The organism is Herbihabitans rhizosphaerae (assembly GCF_004216555.1).
GTDB classification, from domain to species: domain Bacteria; phylum Actinomycetota; class Actinomycetes; order Mycobacteriales; family Pseudonocardiaceae; genus Herbihabitans; species Herbihabitans rhizosphaerae.
This window is the reverse complement of sequence record NZ_SGWQ01000001.1, coordinates 257,174-278,628: the sequence shown is the minus strand read 5'-3', so window position 1 is coordinate 278,628 and position 21,455 is coordinate 257,174. Positions and strand designations below refer to the sequence as shown.

General features: G+C 69.0%; 21 protein-coding genes. 9 read left to right on the top strand and 12 right to left on the bottom strand.

Features of this window, described 5'->3' with window-relative positions; genetic code table 11:
• The first annotated feature begins 104 nt into the window (after positions 1 to 104).
• Positions 105 to 464: a hypothetical protein gene (locus EV193_RS01460; RefSeq protein ID WP_130342107.1), complete on the top strand. Its 360-nt coding sequence runs from the start codon at positions 105 to 107 to the stop codon at positions 462 to 464.
• Between the two features lie 3 nt (positions 465 to 467).
• On the opposite strand, the gene EV193_RS01455 is transcribed toward EV193_RS01460, so the two are convergent.
• From EV193_RS01455 to EV193_RS34670, 4 genes are read right to left on the bottom strand one after another with little or no spacing between them, the layout of a single operon-like run.
• On the bottom strand, positions 468 to 1,391 hold the full coding sequence (locus EV193_RS01455; protein ID WP_130342106.1) for a radical SAM protein: 924 nt from the start codon (positions 1,389 to 1,391) through the stop codon (positions 468 to 470).
• Positions 1,392 to 1,415: 24 nt separating this feature from the next.
• The gene (locus EV193_RS01450; protein WP_130342105.1) at positions 1,416 to 1,904 is read right to left on the bottom strand and encodes a hypothetical protein; all 489 of its coding nucleotides are present in this window, start codon (positions 1,902 to 1,904) and stop codon (positions 1,416 to 1,418) included.
• Complete coding sequence (locus tag EV193_RS01445; protein WP_165401170.1) at positions 1,897 to 2,493, bottom strand: nucleoside/nucleotide kinase family protein; 597 nt, start codon at positions 2,491 to 2,493, stop codon at positions 1,897 to 1,899. The genes EV193_RS01450 and EV193_RS01445 overlap by 8 nt, the downstream gene beginning before the upstream one ends.
• The gene (locus tag EV193_RS34670; RefSeq protein WP_165401169.1) at positions 2,490 to 2,711 is read right to left on the bottom strand and encodes an AAA family ATPase; all 222 of its coding nucleotides are present in this window, start codon (positions 2,709 to 2,711) and stop codon (positions 2,490 to 2,492) included. Before EV193_RS34670 ends, EV193_RS01445 begins: the two co-directional genes overlap by 4 nt.
• A 380-nt stretch (positions 2,712 to 3,091) precedes the next feature.
• Between EV193_RS34670 and EV193_RS01435 the strand changes: the two genes are divergently transcribed.
• The 4 genes from EV193_RS01435 to EV193_RS01420 are packed head-to-tail and all read left to right on the top strand — an operon-like array spanning position 3,092 to position 8,668.
• A complete protein-coding gene (locus EV193_RS01435; protein WP_130342103.1) occupies positions 3,092 to 4,063 on the top strand; it encodes a GlxA family transcriptional regulator in 972 nt (323 codons plus the stop codon).
• A 2-nt stretch (positions 4,064 to 4,065) separates the two neighbouring features.
• Positions 4,066 to 4,698: a DJ-1/PfpI family protein gene (locus EV193_RS01430; RefSeq protein ID WP_130342102.1), complete on the top strand. Its 633-nt coding sequence runs from the start codon at positions 4,066 to 4,068 to the stop codon at positions 4,696 to 4,698.
• A 41-nt stretch (positions 4,699 to 4,739) separates the two neighbouring features.
• Complete coding sequence (locus tag EV193_RS01425) at positions 4,740 to 6,143, top strand: 3' terminal RNA ribose 2'-O-methyltransferase Hen1 (protein ID WP_130342101.1); 1,404 nt, start codon at positions 4,740 to 4,742, stop codon at positions 6,141 to 6,143.
• Positions 6,144 to 6,145: 2 nt separating this feature from the next.
• The gene (locus EV193_RS01420; RefSeq protein WP_130342100.1) at positions 6,146 to 8,668 is read left to right on the top strand and encodes a polynucleotide kinase-phosphatase; all 2,523 of its coding nucleotides are present in this window, start codon (positions 6,146 to 6,148) and stop codon (positions 8,666 to 8,668) included.
• Here the strand turns inward: EV193_RS01420 and pdxR are convergent.
• A complete protein-coding gene (pdxR, locus tag EV193_RS01415; RefSeq protein ID WP_130342099.1) occupies positions 8,658 to 10,058 on the bottom strand; it encodes a MocR-like pyridoxine biosynthesis transcription factor PdxR in 1,401 nt (466 codons plus the stop codon). The two genes, EV193_RS01420 and pdxR, sit on opposite strands and share 11 nt — an antisense overlap.
• 46 nt (positions 10,059 to 10,104) lie before the next feature.
• Between pdxR and EV193_RS01410 the strand changes: the two genes are divergently transcribed.
• The gene (locus EV193_RS01410) at positions 10,105 to 11,046 is read left to right on the top strand and encodes a DMT family transporter (RefSeq protein ID WP_130342098.1); all 942 of its coding nucleotides are present in this window, start codon (positions 10,105 to 10,107) and stop codon (positions 11,044 to 11,046) included.
• Here EV193_RS01410 and EV193_RS01405 read toward each other — a convergent pair.
• The gene (locus tag EV193_RS01405; protein ID WP_130342097.1) at positions 11,010 to 12,152 is read right to left on the bottom strand and encodes an alkaline phosphatase PhoX; all 1,143 of its coding nucleotides are present in this window, start codon (positions 12,150 to 12,152) and stop codon (positions 11,010 to 11,012) included. The genes EV193_RS01410 and EV193_RS01405 overlap by 37 nt on opposite strands.
• 163 nt (positions 12,153 to 12,315) lie before the next feature.
• Between EV193_RS01405 and EV193_RS01400 the strand changes: the two genes are divergently transcribed.
• Positions 12,316 to 12,756 (top strand): hypothetical protein, encoded by a 441-nt coding sequence (locus EV193_RS01400; RefSeq protein WP_130342096.1) that lies wholly within the window; start codon positions 12,316 to 12,318, stop codon positions 12,754 to 12,756.
• On the opposite strand, the gene EV193_RS01395 is transcribed toward EV193_RS01400, so the two are convergent.
• Positions 12,720 to 13,166 (bottom strand): hypothetical protein, encoded by a 447-nt coding sequence (locus tag EV193_RS01395; RefSeq protein WP_130342095.1) that lies wholly within the window; start codon positions 13,164 to 13,166, stop codon positions 12,720 to 12,722. The two genes, EV193_RS01400 and EV193_RS01395, sit on opposite strands and share 37 nt — an antisense overlap.
• Before the next feature lie 89 nt (positions 13,167 to 13,255).
• Between EV193_RS01395 and EV193_RS01390 the strand changes: the two genes are divergently transcribed.
• Positions 13,256 to 13,798: a GNAT family N-acetyltransferase gene (locus EV193_RS01390; RefSeq protein ID WP_207222450.1), complete on the top strand. Its 543-nt coding sequence runs from the start codon at positions 13,256 to 13,258 to the stop codon at positions 13,796 to 13,798.
• On the opposite strand, the gene mgrA is transcribed toward EV193_RS01390, so the two are convergent.
• The 5 genes from mgrA to ychF all read right to left on the bottom strand — a co-directional run bounded on the left by mgrA (position 13,799) and on the right by ychF (position 17,695).
• The gene (gene mgrA / locus EV193_RS01385) at positions 13,799 to 14,833 is read right to left on the bottom strand and encodes an L-glyceraldehyde 3-phosphate reductase (RefSeq protein ID WP_130342094.1); all 1,035 of its coding nucleotides are present in this window, start codon (positions 14,831 to 14,833) and stop codon (positions 13,799 to 13,801) included.
• Positions 14,830 to 15,408, bottom strand: a complete 579-nt coding sequence (locus EV193_RS01380; protein ID WP_242613080.1) for a YdcF family protein — start codon at positions 15,406 to 15,408, stop codon at positions 14,830 to 14,832. The genes mgrA and EV193_RS01380 overlap by 4 nt, the downstream gene beginning before the upstream one ends.
• Positions 15,405 to 16,178, bottom strand: a complete 774-nt coding sequence (locus EV193_RS01375) for an endonuclease/exonuclease/phosphatase family protein (protein WP_130342093.1) — start codon at positions 16,176 to 16,178, stop codon at positions 15,405 to 15,407. The genes EV193_RS01380 and EV193_RS01375 overlap by 4 nt, the downstream gene beginning before the upstream one ends.
• Positions 16,179 to 16,258: 80 nt before the next feature.
• Positions 16,259 to 16,606, bottom strand: a complete 348-nt coding sequence (locus EV193_RS01370; RefSeq protein WP_165401168.1) for a hypothetical protein — start codon at positions 16,604 to 16,606, stop codon at positions 16,259 to 16,261.
• A gap of 9 nt (positions 16,607 to 16,615) precedes the next feature.
• Positions 16,616 to 17,695, bottom strand: coding sequence for a redox-regulated ATPase YchF (gene ychF, locus EV193_RS01365; protein ID WP_130342091.1), 1,080 nt, complete (start codon positions 17,693 to 17,695; stop codon positions 16,616 to 16,618).
• Between the two features lie 214 nt (positions 17,696 to 17,909).
• Between ychF and EV193_RS01360 the strand changes: the two genes are divergently transcribed.
• Positions 17,910 to 21,146: a S8 family serine peptidase gene (locus EV193_RS01360; protein ID WP_130342090.1), complete on the top strand. Its 3,237-nt coding sequence runs from the start codon at positions 17,910 to 17,912 to the stop codon at positions 21,144 to 21,146.
• The last annotated feature ends 309 nt before the right edge of the window (positions 21,147 to 21,455 follow it).

Here is a 21,455-nt window from a genome sequence, read left to right as displayed (position 1 = left end):
CATCAAACGGCGTGTTGTCCACATGGCGATCCACATGACTGGCAAGCTAGGTTGCGTCGCGTTGCTTGAGAGAGCTTTTCAGCTACCGCACCGCGGAGGAAAAAATGACTGATGTCCATCACCAACCGAGCGACATGAGTCTCCGTGAAGCGTCGGAATGGGCGGGTCACCAGGCAAAGCGGCTGGCTGCTAATTTTGGCTTGGACATGGCGGGCGACCGAGATCTGTTCGCCCTCGCGCAAACAGCCAAGCTTGGCGAAGAAGTGGGCGAACTTCATGCCGAGGTGCTGGGAGCCCTCAAGTACTGTCGTGCTGACAAAGCCGCCCAATTCACCAGTGACAGTCTCGCCGGAGAGTTGGCCGACGTGATGGTGTGCACGTTGCTGTTGGCTCAAATCCTCGAGGTCGATCTGCCTGCCGCCGTCACCGGCAAAATCGGCTTCCTGCGCGAGCGTCAGTTCTAGGAGCTAGTCCACCACCATCATGGTTCGCTCCAGGTATTTGTTCATGTGGTTCGCCTTGTAGGGAAAGCTGTTCCAGAGGTCGCCGGCCGTACTGTCGTACAGGTTGCCGAACGGCTCCAAGCAGTCCGGTTCCGACCACACCGGTGAGGCGATCGCCCTGCCATCGGGCTCGATCAGGATGGCGTGACCGGGGCCGATCTTCATCCAGTCGGCGATGGTGATGCGCGGCGTCCATCCGTTGCGCCGCTTCTCCTGTTGCAGGTAGTCGTACAGATGGTCAAGCTCTTCGCCCGTGGTGAAGTCCTCGAACAGGTTCTTGCTCATTCCCTTGGGGATGGTGGTCAGAATCTTGACCTTCTTGGCACCAAAAATGTCACCGGTATGGGCGATGTAGTTGATGACATTCTTGTTACCACTCATGTACACGCAGATGACCGACAGCGGGATGTCTTCTTCGGCGATTCGGGAGAGTCCGCGGATCACCTTGTCGTACTGACCGCGAATCTCGTTGTGTTGGCGCCGAGGGCCATCGACGGTGATGTCGATGTAATGAACGAGATCCTTCAACCGTGCAGCGGCGTCACGAGTGATGAAGCTGGCGTTGGTGGACAGGACGATGCGCTCAAACTTGCCCTGGGCGTGCTCAACGACCTTCCAGAAGTGCTTGTAGGCCATCGGTTCGCCGCCAGAAAAGATGATGCGCCGCATACCGCTTAGCTTGTCGACCATCTCGAGCAGCTCTTCCAGGCTGCGTGACCGGATGCCTGGCGGCTCCGAGCAGTACACGCACTTGAAGTTGCAGTTACGGGTCAACTGAAACGTCAGGCTCAGCGGAATCTCCATCCGACTGACGAGCTCGTCCGTGGTGATGTCGTCCGTGGTGAAAATCTGCCGGTCGTCATCGAACCGCACAACATCGGTCAGCATGGCCGTCCTCCCAGTGTGTCGTGGTCAAACTCCTAGGTACGTCAGCAGGGCCGGGCAGATTTGTTCGGCGTGGGAGGGTGCAGCCGTCTCCCACTCTCCGTACACGACAGCCAGCAGGAAGACGGCCACTTCCGCCTTGTGCCTGCCGACTTGCCGGAAGCTGGTCATGCGGGCGGTGAGATCGGTTGTGCTGCCGGCAGTGCGCCACAAGGAGCGGGCATCACCGTGGTACTCCTGGCATACCTGATCGGCGGCGGCTTTGATGGCGCGAGCCATCGCCCCGGCAAAGGGATGGATGGCCGGCGCACGCCGCAACGCCGCCTCGATGTCCTCGACTGACCGCTGCTGCAAGACATACGGGTGCAGATCCAGGCGAGTTGCCAACCTGGCCACACCGCGCCAGGCGAGTTCGCCGGAAATCGTCTGATTCAAGATGGTGCCGATCAAGAAGAGGAACGCGCCCTGTTTGGTGGTCGCGTCCGGCAATTTGCCATCCGGCATCCAGTCAGGCATACGACGCCTTCCTGGTGCGAATCTCGCCGACGAGGCGGTTGACAATGAGGTGACAGTCATTCATTGACTCATTGTAGCCAATGATGATCTCTCCGGAAACTGGGCGGCAGGCGTTGGCGTAGGCCGTATACGCGAGAATTTCGTCTTCAACGGTAATCGCTGTCGACAGCCGCGTTGAATGCCCCTGCTTGGCACGCCTGTCCCTCAACGTGTCGGGTGCGCACTGCAGGATCAGGAGCACGTCCGGGGAGCGGAACGAGGCGTTGAGGCCAGCGACCACGGTCGGGCTGACGCCGTCCAAGCAGTGGAAAACGTACGACGACAGGATGTACCGGTCAGTCACCACCACCTGGCCGCGCTCCAATGCCGGCGTGATGACTTCCGCCAGATGGCGACCGCGGTCGTCGGCAATGAGGGCGGCGAGCTCAGCACCGACGCAGCGCTGTTCGTTGCCGAGGTCAAACTGCCCGGTCGGCTCCTTGGTGAACAGCCAGTCGCCGGTGTCGGGCGACATTGCCTGGATCTGGTCGATCAAAGTCGTCTTGCCAACCGACTTCGGTCCCTCGATGGCCACCAGCAGTCCGGTCACAGCGCACCCATCTTCCGTAGGTGGGTTGCCACACGGGCAAGCCTGTCTTCTTGGTCGTGCGGAAGCACCCACGCAGTGCTTAGGTCGTTCTGCCTGTCGTTGAGGGCAAACGGGCAGGTTCGGGCCGGCTCCTCAACGATGCGCGGGTCGGACGTGGCTGAGGCCAAGTTGTTGATCAGAGTGGTCTTGCCGGTTGAGTGGGTACCGGTGATGAGCACCTTCGAGCATTGACGCTCGGCGACTATCCGCTCCGTTTTGACCGCCTCCCCAGGCTAAATGCGGCCACAACAACTAGATCAAAGGTAGAGCACCTGTCGCCGAATTGCTCGGGTCCAACAGGGTGACGCGGGTCCGCCGTTAGCATTGACAGTCACGCACAGACGGTGACCGTAATTCGTTTGGCAGCTGACAGATCCGATCGAACAACGTGCTGCTGCTTCGCAAGCCTCTGTTGATCACTCGCTGCACGAAATCCCCAAAACCGCCAGTATCGTCCGGGGCCTGCCGGCCAGTCACGCCGAACCCTGGCGCACCGCATGTCCTGATCCGCAATAGACGTGTCGTTGACGCCATCGCCGCCTCGCCGCACGATCGTGAGGTGACACACGAGGTCGTGGCCGTCGTCTTCGACGGGTTCGAACTGCTGGACCTGGCCGGCCCGAGCCAGGTCTTCTCCACCGCCGCGCGCCTGCTCGGCGGCGCCGAGCCCGCCTATCGGGTGCGCCTGGCGGCTGTCCGACCCGGCCGGGTGCGTGCGGCGGACGGCATCGCCGTGCACGCCGAGATCGGTTTGTGCGCGAGCGCCGACACGCTCCTCGTGGTCGGCGGGATCGTGCTGGCCAGTGCGCTCGATCCCGCGCTCGTCGACGGCGTGCGCAAACTAACGCAAGCTTGCGATCGTGTCGCGAGCGTGTGCAGTGGCGCGTACGTTCTCGCCGAGGCCGGCTTGCTTGACGGGCGCGCCGCAACCACCCACTGGGCGGCGGCAGAGGACCTCGCGCGTCGATATCCCGCCGTCGAGGTGCACCCGGACCGCATCCACGTGCGTGACGGTCCACTGTGGACATCGGCCGGCGTGAGCGCGGGCACCGATCTCGCGCTGGCCATGGTCGCCGCCGACCACGGCGCGGATCTCGCCCGCGAGGTGGCCCGCTGGTTGGTCGTGTACCTGCACCGGCCGGGCGGGCAGAGCCAGTTCAGCGCGCCGCTGGCCGGCACACCCGGTCGCGGTGACACGTTCGCCGAACTGCGCGCCTGGATCGAGGAACACCCGGGTGCCGACCTCAGCCTCGCCGCACTCGCCGACCGGGCCGGCACCAGCGTGCGGCACTTCTCCCGGCGGTTCGCCGGCGAGGTGGGGGAGAGCCCCGGCCGGTACGTCGAGCGGGTGCGGATGGACGCGGCGCGCCGCCTGCTGGAGACCACCGACCACACGCTCGACCACGTCGCGCGGCTCACCGGGCTCGGTGCACCGGAGACGCTCTACCGCGTGTTCCACCGCAACCTCGGCGTCTCGCCGGGGTCCTACCGCCGCAGATTCGCAAGCGCCGCAACGATTTCAGGGGAGTAGACATGACCACTGTCGCGATCGCGCTGTACGACGGGTTCGACGTGCTGGACGCCACCGGGCCCTACGACGTGCTCGGCTCCGTGCCGGGTGTGGACGTCACGTTCGTCGCCAGGCAGGCCGGTCCGGTGCACGACGGGCGTAAGCAGTGCGCGCTCGTGGCCGAGGCGTCCTTCGCCGAACTGTCCACTGTGGACGTCGTCGTGGTACCCGGCACGATCCGCAAGGCGCCGCCCGAGGAAGTGCTGCTGGACTGGGTGCGCACGGCGCACCGCACCACCACGTGGACCACTTCGGTATGCAGCGGCGCGCTGATCCTCGGCGCCGCCGGCCTGCTGGAAGGCCGCCGCGCGACGACGCACTGGACCGCGATCGACCGTCTCGCCGAGTACGGCGCCACGCCCGAACCGGACAGCCGCTACGTCGTGGACGGCAAGATCGTCACCAGCGCGGGCGTGTCCGCGGGCATCGACATGGCGCTGCACCTCGTCGCCAGGATGCACGGAACCGAGATGGCACAAGCGGTTCAGCTCGGCCTGGAGTACGCGCCGCGCCCGCCGTTCGACGCCGGCACCCCGGCCACCGCGCCTGCCGAGATCACCCAACTCGTCCGGTCGGCGATCGACGCGGCCGGGTAATTCGGCCACACCGGCGCGCCGAATCGTGGACACTCGGCAGCGTGCTGTTGACGTTGACCACCACCCACCAGCCGGCGACCGATCTCGGGTACCTGCTGCACAAGCATCCGGACCGGGCGCAGGCGTTCGAGATCGCCGCCGGGACCGCGCACGTGTTCTACCCGGCGGCGACCGACGACGAGTGCACCGCCGCCCTGCTGATCGATATCGACCCGATCGCGCTGGTGCGCGGCAAGGGCCGGGACAGAGGGTTCGCGCTCGCGCAGTACGTGAACGACCGGCCGTACGCGGCGGGCTCGATGCTGGCCGTGGCGCTGGGCAAGGTTTTCCGGACCGCGATGGGCGGCCGGTGCAAGGAGCGGCCGGAACTGGTGGACACGGTACTGCCGCTACGGGTCGACATCCCCGCGCTGCCCTGCCGTGGTGGAACACGCGTTCTGGAACGGCTGTTCGGTCCGCTCGGCTGGCGGATCGACGCGTCGCCGGTTCCGCTGGATCCGGCGTTCCCGGAGTGGGGTGACTCGCGCTATGTGACCGTCCGCCTGTCCACCACCGCGCGCCTGGCCGAGGCGCTGCGCCAGTTGTACGTGCTGCTGCCCGTGCTGGACGGCGTCAAGCACTACTGGATCAGCGAGGACGAGATCGACAAGCTGTTGCGCGCGGGAGAGGGCTGGCTGTCCGAGCACCCCGAGCGGGAGCTGATCACCACGCGATATCTCAAGCACCGCAAGGGTTTCGTGCACTCCGCGCTCGCCAGGCTGGCCGACGCGGACGGCGTGGACGCCGAGGAGTTGGACAACGCGCTGGACGAGCCGGCGGTGGCGCCCGAGCGGCAGGAGCCGCTGACCGCGCTGCGCCGGCGGGCCGTCGTGTCGGCGCTCCGCGAGGCGGGTGCCGCCCGAGTGCTCGACCTCGGCTGTGGTGGCGGCGCGCTGCTCGCCGACCTGCTCGCCGAGCCGTCGTTCACCGAGATCCTCGGCGTGGACGTGTCCGCGCGGGCCCTGGAGGTGGCCGAGCGGTCGCTGCACCTCGACCGCCTGTCGGACCGGGTGCGCGAGCGGATCACGCTGCGCCAGTCCGCGCTGACCTACGCCGATCCGAGCCTCGCCGGCTTCGACGCGGCGGTGCTCATGGAGGTGATCGAGCACGTCGACGAGAGCCGGCTGGGTGCGCTGGAGCACTCGGTGTTCGCCGTCGCCCGGCCCGCCACCGTGCTGGTGACCACGCCCAACTCGGAGTACAACGTGCGGTTCGAGTCGCTGCCGGCCGGACACTTCCGGCACTCCGACCACCGCTTCGAGTGGACCCGCGCCCAGTTCCACGAGTGGGCGGAAACCGTTGCGGCACAACACGACTACGCCGTGCGCTACACCGGCGTCGGGCCGGACGACGCCGAGGTCGGCACGCCCACCCAGATGGCCGTCTTCACCAGGAAGGAGAGCTGACCATGGCCGAACTGACCATTCCGGACATGTCGTTGGTCGTGCTGGTCGGCGTCTCCGGCTCGGGGAAATCGACGTTCGCGCGCGCCCATTTCGCGCCGACCCAGGTGATGTCCAGCGACTTCTTCCGAGGGCTGGTCGCCGACGACGAGAACGACCAGTCGGCCAGCACCGACGCGTTCGACGCGCTGGGCTATGTCGCCGGCAAGCGCCTGGCCGCCGGCCGGATCACCGTGATCGACGCGACAAACGTGCAGCAGAGCGCTCGGGCGACCTGGGTGAAACTCGCCAAGGAGCACAACGTGCTGCCGGTGGCGATCGTGCTGGACCTGCCGCAGTCGGTGTGCGTGGCCCGCAACGACGAGCGGCCGGATCGCGACTTCGGCGCGCACGTCGTCAAGCGGCAGCACGACGATCTGCGCCGGTCGGTGAAGTCGTTGTCTCGCGAGGGTTTCCGGCGCGTGCATGTCCTTCGTGGACAGTCCGAAGTGGACTCCGCGACGATCGCGATCGAGCCGCTGCTCAACGACCGGCGCACCGAGACCGGCCCGTTCGACGTGATCGGCGACGTGCACGGCTGCCGCGCCGAACTGGAGGAGCTGCTCGGCACGCTCGGATACGCGATCACCCGCGACGCCGACGGACACGCTGCCGGTGCGTCCCACCCGGACGGCCGGCGCGCGGTGTTCGTCGGCGACCTGGTGGACCGTGGCCCGGACACTCCTGGCGTGCTGCGGCTGGCCATGGGCATGGTCGAGTCTGGCGACGCGCTGGCCGTGTGCGGCAACCACGAGCAGAAACTGGTGCGCGCGCTGCGCGGCCGGAACGTGCGGATGTCGCACGGGATCGCCGAGTCGCTCGAGCAGCTTTCCACGCAGCCGCAAGGGTTTCGCGCGCGGGCCGAGGAGTTCTGCGACGGACTCGTGGCGCACTACGTGCTGGACGGCGGCAACCTCGTGGTCGCGCACGCCGGGCTGCCCGAGGCGTACCACGGGCGCGCGTCCGGCCGGGTGCGCAGTTTCGCGCTGTACGGCGACACCACCGGCGAGACCGACGAGTACGGCCTGCCGGTGCGCTACCCGTGGGCCAACGAGTACCGCGGTCGTGCGACCGTCCTCTATGGACACACGCCGACGCTGGACGCCGAGTGGATCAACAACACGATGTGCCTGGACACCGGCGTGGTGTTCGGTGGCAAGCTGACCGCGCTGCGCTACCCCGAGCGTGAGGTCGTTTCCGTTGCGGCGCACCAAGTCTGGTACGAGCCGGTGAAGCCGCTCGTGCCCGAGGTCGTCGAGACCAGGCCGGACGGTGTGCTCACGCTGGACGACGTCGCCGGCCGTCGGGTCGTGGAGACCCGCTGCCACGGCCGGATCAGCGTGCGGCCCGAGCAGGCCGCCGCCGCGCTGGAGGTGATGAGCCGGTTCGCGGTCGATCCGCGCTGGCTGCCGTACCTGCCGCCGACGATGGCGCCGGTCGCGACATCATCGCGGGACGGCGTGCTGGAGCACCCGGAGGAGGCGTTCGCCGGCTACCTCGCCGACGGCGTGCGGACCGTGGTGTGCGAGGAGAAGCACATGGGCTCCCGCGCGATCGTGTTGGCGTGCAAGGATTCCGCGCGGTTCGGGATCGAGGGCGCCGGGGCGGTGTACACCAGGACCGGCCGGCCGTTCCTCACGCCAGAGCTGACCGAGGAGCTGCTCGCCCGGGTATGCGCGGCCGTGGACAAAGCCGGGCTGTGGAACGAGCTGGATACCGACTGGCTGCTGCTGGACGCCGAGCTGATGCCGTGGAGCGCCAAGGCCGGCGCGCTGATCCGCGACCAGTACGCCTCGGTTGGCGCGGCCGCGACGGCGGCACTCCCGGCGGCCACGCGAACGCTGGAGGCGGCTCAGGCGCGCGGGGTGGACGTCGCGGATCTGTTGTCCCGCACGGCATCCCGGGCCGCCAACGCGGAGGCGTTCCGCGCGGCGTACCGGCCGTACTGCTGGCCGGTCGACGGGCTCGACGGCGTGCGGATCGCGCCGTTCCAGCTCCTGGCTGCTGCTGATCGGGTGTATCACGAGCGCCCGCACTCGTGGCACCTCGCGCTGGCCGACCGGCTGTGCGCCGCCGATCCGGTGTTCGCGCCGACGCGGCACCTGGTCGTGGACACCGGCGATCCCGAGTCGGTGGCCGCCGGGGTGTCCTGGTGGACCGAGCTGACCGCGGGCGGTGGCGAGGGCATGGTCGTCAAACCGGAGGCGAACCTGGTGCGCGGCGAGCGCGGGCTCGTCCAGCCGGGCGTGAAGGTGCGCGGGCGCGAGTACCTGCGGATCATCTACGGTCCGGACTACACCGAGCCGGCGCACCTGGACCGGCTGCGCAAGCGCGACCTCGGCCGCAAGCGATCGTTGGCCCTGCGGGAGTATGCCCTCGGCCTCGAAGCACTGGAGCGGCTCACCGCCGGCGAACCCCTCTGGCGCGTGCACGAATGCGTCTTCGCCGTCCTGGCAATGGAATCCGAACCCGTCGACCCTAGGTTGTGACAGCCGCGGCGATCTCGGTGACGGCGGCGCGCAGCCGGTCCGGCGGGTTCGCCGCGTAGCCGACCACGATCCCCGGGTACGGCGGCGCGCCGCCGGCCGAGAAGTCCGACAGCGCGCCGACGTTCACACCCCGATCGGCGATCCGTTGCCGCACAACGGTTTCGTCGACATCGTCGGGCATGCGCAACACCACGTGCAGCCCGGCCGCCACTCCGACCGGGTGCCAGCTCGGCAGGCGCAGCCGCACCGCGTCCAACAGCGCGTCCCGCCGTTCCCGGTACCGCAGCCGGGTGCGGCGCAGGTGCCGGTCGTACCCGCCGGAGCGCAGCAGGTGCGCGAACGCCGCCTGGTGCAGCGGCGAGCAGCCGAGGTCGGTCAGCCGCTTGCGCTCGACCACGGCGGCGCGCAGGTCCGGCGACAGCACCAGCCAGCCGAGCCGCAGCGCCGGCGCGAGCGTCTTGCTCACGCTGCCGACGTAGACCACCCGCGCCGGCCGCAACGACTGCATCGCGCGCAACGCCGGCCGGTCGTAGCGGTGCTCGGCGTCGTAGTCGTCCTCGACGATCAGCCGCTCGCCGTCGCGCGCCCAGGCGAGCAACTCGTGCCGCCGCTCCGGTTGCAACGCGGTGCCCAACGGGTACTGGTGCGCCGCCGTGACGATCACCGCCGCACACGCCGGATCGATGTCGGTCACCCGGATCCCGTCGCAATCCACCGGCACCGGGACCGGCCGCAAACCGTTGGCGCGCAACAGGTTCGCCTGCCCGGGATGGCCGGGGTCCTCCACGCCCACGGTCGGCGTGCCACGCTCGCGGAGCACGTCGCACAACAGTGTCAGTGCCTCGGCCGCGCCGTAGGTGATCACCACGTCGTCGGCGGTGGCGGTCACCGCGCGCACCCGGCCGAGGTAGCTCGCGATCTCGGTGCGCAGCGCCGCGAGGCCGGACGGGTCCGGGTAGCCGAGATCCTCGTCCGGCAGTTCGGCCAGCCCCGCCCGGCTCGCCGAGATCCACTCCGCGCGCGGGAACTCGGCCAGCGCCGGGATGCCGGGCCGCAGGTCGTACCGCCAGCGCGGCGGCGCGTCCGCCTCCGGGCTCGTCGGCCGCGCGGTGCACCCGAGCGGTTCGGACACGACGGTGCCCGAGCCGCGCTTGGCCGTCAGATACCCCTCCGCGACGAGCTGGGCGTACGCGGCGCTGACCGTCCCGCGTGCCACCCCGAGCTGTCCGGCCAGGTCACGGCTGGACGGCAGCCGGGTGCCCGGCGACAGCGTGCCGCCGCGCACCGCGTCTCGCAGCGCGGACTCCACCGCCCGGCCGCGCTTGCCGCGCGCCGTGTCACCGGCGGCGGGGAGCAGCGTCTCGCGCAAAGTGGTCCAATTGTCAGCCATTGAAGTGGAGCTTAAATACAAGCCACTTCGTTGTCACGCTCGTCCCATGGACACAACGCGAACGGCGATCGTCGCCGGTGCCGCGGCCACCGCCATCGTGGGTGCCTCGGTGCCGGTCACCGGCATGCTGGACGACTACCCGGTGCTCACCGGCCAGGCCGTGCGCTACGGCATCGGCGGGGTCGCGCTGCTCGCATGGGCGATGGTGCGCCGCCTGCCGCTGCCCCGGCCGTCGGCGCGCGACCTGCCGTGGCTGCTCGGCGTCGTCGTCACCGGCATGCTCGGGTTCAACGCCTGCCTGCTCGCAGCGCAGTCGCACGCCGACCCTGGATTCGTCGCCGCCGTACTCGGCCTGACCCCACTGTCGATCGCGTTGCTGGCGCCGCTGGCGACCCGGCAGAAGCCCGCGATGGCCGTGGTGCTCGGCGCGGGCGTGGTGGTCGTGGGAATCGTGGTGCTGTCCGGCGGCGGCGCGTGGCGCGGGCCCGGCCTGCTGCTCGCCGCGCTGGCCATGGCCGGCGAGGCGTCGTTCACGCTGCTCGCGGTGCGACCGGTGCGCCGGCTCGGCGGGTTCGCGGTGGCCACCTACGGCTGTTTGCTGGCCACCGTCCTCGGGTTCGCGACGGGTCTGGCCGTGGAGGGGCCCGAGTTGCGGATGCCCACCGCTGTCGAGGCGGGCGCGATCGTGCTGCTCGGCCTGCTCGTCACCGCGGTCGCGTTCGTGTGCTGGTACCGGGGTGTGGACGTGCTGGGCGCCGACCGCGCCGGGGTGCTGATCGGGCTGATGCCGGTGTCGGGCTTGATCGTGTCGGTGGCGCTCGGCGCGCAGGCGCTGACCGTCGCCGCCGTGATCGGCACCGTGCTCGTCGCGATCGGCTGCGCGGTCGGGCTGCGCTCCGGCAGCCGGCAGGAGCAGCCGGCTGCCGGAGAACCCTTGCGGGACAACGAGAATCAGGCGCGGAACGGCCCGGTGACCTCGAACGTGTAGCCGCCGGAACTGCTGCCCGACGTGCCGCGCTGCGAGGAGAAGTACAGCCGCTTGCCGTCCGGGCTGAACGCCGGCCCGGTGATCTCCGACTCGTCGTGCCCGTCCACCCGCACGAACGGCGCCACCACGCCGTCCGGCGTGATGAGGCAGATCTCCAGGTTGCCGCCGTCCTCGGCGACGAACAGATCGCCGCTGCCGGCGCGGGTCACGTTGTCCACGCCCTTGAGCGGGTCGGACTCGTCGTAGGTCAGGCTGATCGAGCTGTTCGCCGCGTCGTAGGCCCACACCCGGTTGTCGCCCTTGGTGGTGAACCAGCAGGTGTTCGCCGCGTAGTAGCAGCCCTCGCCGCCGTTGAACGGCTTGGAGCCGTCCACCTGATAGCGCGTCGCCTCACTGCCGGCCGACGGGTCGGGCACCTCTTTCCAGGTGACCGCGCCGCTGGTCTGGTCGGCCGCGCCGATCATGATCTCCAGCTTGCCGGCGCCCAGGTCCGGCCAGGCGCTCGGGGTGAACCGGTAGAAGCCGCCGTCCGGCACGTCCTCGGTCATGTAGACGGTCTTGCGGTCGGTGTCCACGGCGCACGCCTCGTGCTTGAACTTGCCCATCGCCGGCCGCACGATCGGCTCCTTCTTGCCCCACGGGTCGGTCTCGTACACCTCGCCCTTGTCCACCTCTTCGCAGGACAGCCAGGTGTTCCACGGTGTCGCGCCGCCCGCGCAGTTCACGTCGGTGCCCTCGAGTGTGCGGTAGGCGTCCACAATGGACCCGTCCGCGCCGAACCTCACCGCGCCCACGCCGCCGGTGCTCGACACCTCGCTGTTGGACACGTAGATCCACCCGTCGCCGTCGGCGAAACAGGCGCCGCCGTCCGGCGCGGGGTGCCAGGTGTAGGCGCTGTTGCCGACCTTCTCACCGGTCTTCGCGATGATCCGGCCGGTGAAGTCCTTCGGCAGCGCGAGCCCGTTGGCGTCCGGTGGCTGCAGTGGACCGTACGGTCCGTCGGCCGGCTTGGCCGACGCGGAGAAGGCGCTGAGCCACGACGCGCCACCGAACGCCGCGGCTGTCGATCCGACGACGGCTACTCGCAGGAAATTCCGACGTTCCACCACAGACTCCGTTCGCACCCGTGCGGCGGCAGGCCCACCGCATCGTGACGACGCTAGGACGCGCTGTCAGCAGCCGACACCTACTTTCGGCGGGTGGAGCTGACCGTCCGGTGACGTGCCGGTGACCGCTAACTTTCCGGCGTCGTAGACCGACGTCGTCGGTATGAAGGGTCGATTACTCGCTGCCGCCGCCGTGTTCGCGGTGTGCGGCTGCGGTTCCGCCGAGGCACCGGACAACCCGCGGGTGCCGACGTTCCCGTCCGACCCGCCGGCCGTGGGCGCTCCGGACGCGCTGCCGCAGGGGACCTACAGCTGGCCGGCGCCGACCGTGCGCAGCCAGCCCGTCACCACCAGGTCGACGCCCAAGCCGACCTCGACCCGGCCGGCGCCGAAGACCGGTGCGGAGTGCCGCGACGGCGACGAGCTGCGCTATCCGGTCTGCGCGGGTCACCGGGCCTGGGTGGACGGGCAGTTGGCCCTCGCCTGCCTCGGCAGCGGCGGCCTGTGGAACGCGGTTACCCGGGTGTGCACACCGCGTCCGGCCGTCACGACCAGGCCGGCGATCACTCAGACCACGGTGTCCGCAGTGTCCACAGTGGACTGATCACGGCTGCGCAGCAGGCTCACGCCGAGCGCGATCAGCCCGCAGGCCAGCGACAGTCCGCCGAGGAACAGCAGCACGACGAAGCCGTTCGGGCCGGTGCGCCCGTCACCGGCGGACGCGGCGAAGAACCCGGCCGGCATGAGGATCGCCGCGATCGGGACGCATCGCCGCGCGAGTGCGCCGGCAAGCCCGGACAGCCGGATCGCGTCCGCGTACAGCAGGGCGACCAGCGACAGGATCAGTAGCACGCCGGCGTGCGCGTGCCCGGCGCGGGCGAATCCGAGTTGGAAGTCGGTCAGCTGCACGCTGCCGCCGACCACCCGGACCAGGTAGACCCCGCCGGACTCCACGGCGACCAGCGCCAGTAACAGGATTCCCGCGAGGACGCGCGATTCACGTGACAGTTGCATGGTGCCTCCCAGATGTGGACTCAACCGTAACACCGTTACCAAACGAAATCGAGTCTCTGTCGCCGAGCTGGTGGATTACGGTTCCGGTCGTGTACCTGCGTACCGAGCGCCTCGTGCTCCGCCGACTGTCCACAGAGGACATCCCGCTGTTCGTCCTGCTGAACGACGACCCCGAGGTAATGCGTCACATCGACTGGCAGCCGCCGTCTGTGGACGAGGTCGCCGAAGAGGTCGCCGAGATCGTTGCCGCCTACGAGAAGTACCCGGATCACGGGCGCTTCGTCGCGGAGAGCCCCGACGGGGGGTTCCTCGGCTGGTTCGGGCTGCGTGTTACCGATGCCGGGCCGAGTGCGCCCGACCTCGGCTACCGGCTGCGGCGCTCGGACTGGGGACGAGGGCTGGCCACCGAGGGCAGCCGTGCGCTGATCGACCACGCCTTCACCAACCTGGCCGCCGATCGGGTGACCGCGGACGTGATGATGGTGAACACTCGCTCCCGCAACGTGTTGGAGCGCTGCGGAATGCGGCACACCCGCACGTTCCACGTGGACTTCGAGGACCCGCTGCCCGGCACCGAACACGGCGAGGGCTTCTACGAGATCACCCGCGCCGAGTGGCTCGCCCGCCGGTGATCAGCCCTCCGAGCTGCGCTGCCAGATGTTGATGCCGGCCTCGACCGCGTCCGCGTCGATCGCGGCCAGTTCGTCGGCGCTGAACGATAGGTTCCCGACCGCGGCCAGGTTGTCCTCGAGCTGCTTGACGCTGGACGCGCCGATCACCGTGCTGGTCACCCGGTCGTCGCGCAGCACCCACGCCAGCGCGAGCTGCGCGAGCGACTGACCGCGCTGCTTGGCGATCTCGTTGAGTGCGCGCACGTGCCGCAGCGTGTCCTCGTCGAGCATGTCCCGCGACAGCGACTTGCCCTGGGCGGCCCGCGAGTCGGCCGGGACGCCGTCCAGGTAACGGTCGGTGAGCATGCCCTGGGCGAGCGGAGAGAACGCGATCACCCCGACGCCGAGTTCGCCGGTGGCGTCCAGCAGATCCTCCTCGATCCACCGGTTCAGCATCGAGTACGACGGCTGGTGGATCAGCAGCGGCGTGCCGAGATCGCGCAGGATCGCCGCGGCCTCGCGGGTGCGCTCGGCCGAGTACGACGAGATGCCCGCGTATAGCGCCTTTCCGGATCGCACGGCGGTGTCCAGCGCGCCCATCGTCTCCTCGAGCGGCGTGTCCGGGTCGAACCGGTGCGAGTAGAAGATGTCGACGTAGTCGAGGCCGAGGCGGGCCAGCGACTGGTCGAGCGAGGCCAGCACGTACTTGCGCGAGCCGCCGCCCTGGCCGTACGGGCCCGGCCACATGTCGTAGCCCGCCTTGCTGGAGATGATCAGCTCGTCGCGGAACGGCGTGAAGTCGCGGGCCAGGTGCCCGCCGAAGTTGATCTCCGCGCTGCCGTACGGCGGGCCGTAGTTGTTCGCCAGATCGAAGTGCGTGACACCCAGGTCGAACGCGCGTCGCAGGATCGCGGTCTGTGTCTCCAGCGGCTTGTCGTCGCCGAAGTTGTGCCACAAGCCCAGCGAGATCGCCGGCAGCAGCAACCCGCTGCGGCCGCACCTGCGGTAGGTCATCCGGTCGTCGTATCGGCCCGCGTCGGCCACGTAGTCACTCACTGCTCCGAGTCTGCCATCGTTCGCCGAGCCCGCCAGCCCGTCCAGAGCCCGTACGCGGCGAACACCGGCTTCAACGCGGCCCACTCGCCCGCTCGGTAGTCGTCCGCGCGCACCAGCCGGCGGGCCAGATCGGGCCGCTGCCGGCGCAGGTAGAGGCGGGCCTTCTGCGCGTGCAGCGAATTCGAGACGATCTTGATGCGGCCGGCGTCCTCGATCAGCGGCACCGCGTTCTGGATGTTCTGCCACGTGCTGTGGGATTCCTCCTCCAGCACGATCGGTCCGGTGTGGCCGAGTTCGTCGACGGCGTACCGCGCCATCAGCACCGCCTCGGGCACCTCCGCGCCGACGCTTCCGCCGCAGAACACGATGCGCGCCCCCGGCCCGGCGGACCGCAGACCCGCGCGCACTCGCCACCGGTTCACCGCGTTCGCACGCCGGCCACCGTTGCGAAACCCAAGCACGACAACGACTTCCGGCCCGGGAGCGGCGGACCCGAGCAGCCGCCGCGAGGCCCGCCAGTGCACGACCTCGCCCCACACGATCAACGCCGCCGCGACGGCGAGCACCCGCCTCACGACGCGGCGCTGAGCCTGAACGTGAACCAGCCGTGCCCGACCGGCGCGTCGTGCCGGCTCACCGACTCGAACCGGGCACCCCGGCCTTCCTTCGTCATGGCGTGGTCCACCTTGCCACCCTCGGACACCGCGAACCCGGGGAAGTGGTGGCGGCACTCGCTCGCCAGCGCGTTGAAGTCCCCGGCGGCGACCACCGGCGGGTTGGGATGGTTGGCCGCGTAGGCCTGCACGGCCTGCTTGGACTCCAGCCACGCCGCGCGGTTCTTGCCGTCGACCATGCCGCCGCCGTCCGGGCCGCCCGGCGGGAAGTGCACGCCGACCACGAGCCACCGCTCGCCGGACACGGTCAGGTCCACCGCGGGATAGCGTCGCGGTTCACGCTCTTTCGACGGGTTCGGCCACCACCACGGCTCGCTCATCTTCAGCAGCACGCGGTCGTTCAGCGTCACGTCTTTCCTGATCAGCAGCGCGATGCCGGGCGCTTCCGCACCCTGTTCGCGGCCGTACTGGCGCAGGATGTAGCCCTGCCGCTCGGCGACGGCGGTCAGGTGCTCGCGGGCGTGGTACGCCTCCGAGATCACCATGATGTGCGGCTTCTGGGTCTCCAGAATCGGACCGACCGGCGGCGTCCGGGTGCTGCCGACGTTCGCGATGGACACCTTCAGGTTCTCGCGTTCGGCGGCGGCAGAGGTCGAGGTCAGTACGGCGATTCCGGCCACCATCAACAACGCGAGCAGGCCGGCGACGAGCGCCTTGGACCGTGCGGCCATCAGTGATCTTCCAGCGGCAGGGGACGTTGGGCACCGACAACCTAGTGGGCCTCGCTCACAGGACGCTCACACGCCGGCGATCACTCAGACTCGTTGCCGGACGGAGTGCCAGCGGGGGGCGTCTTCTTGCTCGTGAACAGGTTCTCGTACTTGAGCAGGCCGATGCCGAAACCCAGCACCGAGATCCCGAAGAAGCACATCAGGAAGCCACCGAGCTGTGCCTCGGCGTCAGAATCCATGCGACTGGACCCCGAGGAACCGACGCGGGCACCGGATGGATCGGCGATCGCCTGGATCCCGACGACCAACAGGCCTATCCCGATCAGGATCAGGACGCCGCCGCCGATGAAGCGCCCGCGCGTACGGCGAGGCGGGGCGGCGTCCTGGACGGGCTCGGAGGTCTCGGAGGTCTCGGAGGTCTCGCTCACAGCAGACACTCACACATTGAATCGGAACTCGACCACGTCGCCGTCGGCCATCACGTAGTCCTTGCCCTCCATGCGAACCTTGCCGGCCGACCGGGCCGCCGCCATCGAGCCGGCCGCCACCAGGTCGTCGTAGGAGACCACCTCGGCCTTGATGAACCCGCGCTCGAAGTCGGTGTGGATCACCCCGGCGGCCTGCGGCGCGGTGGCACCCTGCGGAATCGTCCACGCGCGCGCCTCCTTCGGGCCCGCGGTCAGGTAGGTCTGCAGCCCGAGCGTGTGGAACCCGGCGCGGGCCAGCGAGTACAGGCCCGGCTCGGCCTGCCCGATCGACTCGAGCAGCTCGACGGTGGACTCCTCGTCCAGCTCCAGCAGCTCGGCCTCCACCTTCGCGTCCAGGAACACCGCGTCCGCCGGCTCGACCAGCTTCGCCAGTGACGCGCGCTTCGCCTCGTCGGTCAGCACCGACTCGTCGGCGTTGAACACGTACAGGAAAGGCTTGGCGGTCAACAGGTTCAGCTCGCGCAGCAGTGACGTGTCCACTTCGGACTGTGCGGAGAAGATCGTGCGTCCACCGTCCAAAATGGATCGCGCCTGCACGGCGGCCTCGTGCGCCGGGCGCGCGTCCTTGCGGGTGCGCGCCTCCTTGTCCAACCGGGGGAGCGCCTTGTCCAGCGTCTGCAGGTCGGCCAGGATCAGCTCGGTGTTGATCGTCTCGAGGTCGTCCTCCGGGCCGCTCTGACCCTCGACGTGCAGCACGTCCGGATCGTCGAACGCGCGCACCACCTGGCAGATCGCGTTCGCCTCGCGAATGTTCGCCAGGAACTGGTTGCCCAGCCCCGCGCCCTCCGACGCGCCCTTCACGATGCCCGCGATGTCCACAAAGGACACGACCGCCGGCACGGTGCGCTCTGAGGAGAAGACCTCCGCCAGCTTGTCCAGCCGGGGATCGGGCAGCGGCACCACACCGACGTTCGGCTCGATCGTCGCGAACGGGTAGTTCGCGGCGAGCACGGTGTTGTTGGTCAGCGCGTTGAACAAGGTCGACTTGCCGACGTTGGGCAGACCGACGATGCCGAGGGTGAGACTCACGACGAGCGAGTCTAGTTAACGGCTTTCCCGGCTCGTCCGAGCCGCCACCATCACGGGGATATCGACACTGTGTAACGGGCCGGCTCTAGTTCCGGATTAGCCCGGTTGGACGCTAGTCAGCCCTACGAGAGTCAACAAAACTCCGTGCACGCTCGGCGCCGGCTTCACCCACACGGTGCACGGGCGTCTCTCCCTGCTGAGGAAGGACCGTGGGATGACCCAACGTCAAAGACGCCGTAGTCGAGTAGCACTCGGTACGGCGTTCGTCACCGCGATCGCGGGCGCGACTCTGGCGATCGCGCCGGCCGTCGCGGCCGCCGACCCGATTCCGGGCGGCGGCACCGATCGCGGCATCGGCAAGCACGACGAGGATCTGCTCGAGAAGGCCGAACGGCGTGGTGAACGCACGGTCACCGTGCTCGTCGCCGGCAAGGGCGCCCGTGCGGTCCAGGACCTGATCAAGACCGGGGCCAAGATCCAGTACCGCGAGGACGCGATCGGCTATGTGCGCGCCGAGGTCCCGGTGAACCAGGTGAAGGGCCTGGCCAAGCTTCCCGGCATCGAAGCCGTCGACGTGGACGACACGATCCCGCTGGACGACCCGCGCCCCCAGGGCATCCAGGACCCGACCCCGCAGCCGCCGCCCGGCGCGGACACCCCGAGGGTCAACCCGTACATGCCGACCGGTGACATCGGTTCGGCGCAGTTCGTGGAGCGGCACCCGACCTGGGACGGCCGCGGCGTGACGGTCGGTGTCGTGGACACCGGCATCGACCTCGACCACCCGGCGCTGACCACGACCACCACCGGCGAGCGCAAGGTCGTCGACTGGGTCACCTACACCGACGGCCGGTTCACCGGCGGCGAGAACAACGACGACGACCCGACCTGGCTGAACATGGCGCAGGTGGCCGGTCCGAGCTTCGCCTCGGGCGGAAACGCCTACACCGCACCGGTTTCCGGGCCGCTGCGCTTCGCCGTGTTCGACGAGCGGCACCCGTTCCTCGGCGGCGAGCTCGGCAACGACGTCAACCGCGACGGGAACCCGGCCGGCAGCAACGGCAAGTTCGGCGTGCTGTGGGACGAGGTCACCAACCTCGTGTACGTGGACGTCAACCAGAACAAGGACTTCCGCGACGACAAGCCGATGACCGACTACAAGGTCCGGCAGGACGTCAACGAGTTCGGCAAGGACAACGCGTCCACGCCGGTCCGCGAGTCGATGAAGTTCGTCGTGCAGACCGACGGCACGAACAAGGTCGTGAACATCGGCATCGTGTCCGGTGCGCACGGCACGCACGTGGCCGGCATCATCGCGGCGAACAAGATGTTCGACGGCGCGATGACCGGTGCCGCACCCGGCGCGAAGCTGGTCTCCATCCGCGCGTGCCTGTTCGTCTCGGGCTGCACGAACCACGCGCTGATCGAGGGCATGATCTACGCGGCGAGGGACGCCAAGGTCAACGTGATCAACATGTCGATCGGCGGGCTGCCGCCGCTCAACGACGGCAACAACGCGCGCGCCGCGCTGTACAACCGGCTGATCGACGTCTACGACGTGCAGATGTTCATCTCCGCCGGCAACTCCGGCGCGGGTGCGAACACCGTCGGTGACCCGTCGGTGGCCGACAACGTGGTCAGCGTCGGCTCGTACATCTCCAAGCAGACCTGGCAGCGCAACTACGGCTCGGACTCCACCGAGCAGGACAACCTGCACGGCTTCTCCTCGCGCGGCCCGCGTGAGGACGGCGGGTTCAAGCCGACACTGGTGGCTCCCGGCTCGGCGATCTCGCCGGTGCCGACCTGGCAGCAGGGGCAGCCGGTGCCCGGCACGTACTCGCTGCCGCCGGGGTACGCGCAGTTCAACGGCACCTCGATGGCCTCGCCGCAGGCCGCGGGTGCGGGCGCGCTGCTGGTGAGCGCCGCGCGTCAGACGAACACGCAGCACTTCCCGGAGCAGATCCGCACGGCGTTCAGTTCGTCTACGCGGTTCATCGGACGGTACGGCGCCTACGAGCAGGGCAACGGCCTGATGGACGTGAACAAGGCGTGGAACCTGTTGCGCGCCAACATAAACACGCCGGTGATCACGTCGTCGGTGCCGGTGAACACGGCGCTGTCGGACTTCCTCGCGACCAAGGACGTCGGGGTCGGCATCTACGACCGTGAGGGTGTCAAGGCGGGCGACCGGTTCGTGCGCGAGTACACGTTCACCCGGCACACCGGGCCGGACCACCCGCTCACGTTCCGGGTCAACTGGGTCGGCAACGACGGCACGTTCAGCTCCGCGCCGACCGTGCAATTGCGCAAGGGCTACGCCACGAAGTTCGCCGTCACGGTGAACCCGCGCACGGCGGGCATTCACTCGGCGGTGCTCAACCTGGACAGTCCGACCACGACCGGCGTCGAGTACCAGACGCTGAACACCGTGGTCGCGGCCGAGCAGTTCGGGCCGGAGAACGGGTTCGTGGTGCGCAAGGGTGGCGAGATCGGTCGCAACCAGACGACCAGCCTGTTCGTGAACGTTCCGGCGAACACGCCGGCGCTGAAGGTCGATCTGCAGGGCGGCGGCACCGCGCCGGGCGCTGGGCAGATCCGGTTCGTGCGGTTCCACCCGTACGGCGTCGGCACGGACAACAACTCCAGCCTGCAGTGCTACAACCCGCCGGTGGTGCCGGGTGGCGGCTGCGGGACGGGTGATCCGACCAGTCGCACGGTCAACAACCCGACGCCGGGCGTGTGGGAGATCGTGGTGGAGGCGCGGCGCACGTCCGACTCGGGCAGCGCGCCGTATGTGTTGTCGGCCGCGGTGCTCGGCGCGTCGGTCACCCCGAGCCCGGACACGATCCCGTCGGCGCAGGCCGGGCAGCCGATTCAGCGGCAGTACACGCTGAAGAACCTGTTCGGGCCATTCGTCGGCCGTGGCGCGGGCTCGCAGTTGGGCAGCGCGCTGATCAGCACTCCGTCGATCGCGAACGGGGCGCGGCAGGAGTACCCGCTGACCGTGACGCCGGGGTCGACGTCGCTGCGGGCGAAGATCGGCGGCACGTCCGACGTGGGGGCCGACCTGGACCTGACCGTGCTCGACTGCACGGCGGGGCCGTGTGTCACCGCCGGCACGAGTGCAGACGGTGATTCCGAGGAAGAGGTGCGGATCGCGAACCCGGCGGCTGGTGCGTGGCGGATCGTGGTCGACGGCTACTCGGTGCCGGCGGGGACGACGACGTACAGCTACCTGGACGTGTTCACGAACCCGGCGTTCGGCTCGGTGGCGATCACCGACGCGAACGCGCAGCGGGCGACGGGTGCGGAGTGGTCGGTGCCGGGCACGGTGACGGCGTCCACGGCGCCGGCTCAGGGGCGTGTGCTGGCCGGACAGGTGGAGGTCCGCACGGACGCGAACGTGGTCGTGGGCACTGGTGACGTGATCGTGCAATCCGTTACGCCGTAAGGAAAACTGGCACGATGCGGGGGCGCTCCCAGTGGGCGTCCCCGCATCGTCGTTCTACCGGCGACCACGCGTACACGAACACACGAAGGCGCGCCCCCGCTACGATTCGCGGGTTCACATGGGACAAAGGCTGATCCTTCTGGGCTGCCCCGGGGGCCACCACACCTCCTCCCCATGCCTCGACCCTATCCGCGAAATCGGGGTGTCGTAAGGCGTCGCGCGTCATCTGTGGATAACCCGGGGCATGTGGACAACTCGAGCGACCGGGCCGCCGCTAGCGGAAATCGGACGCGGATTGTGGTGTCCGAT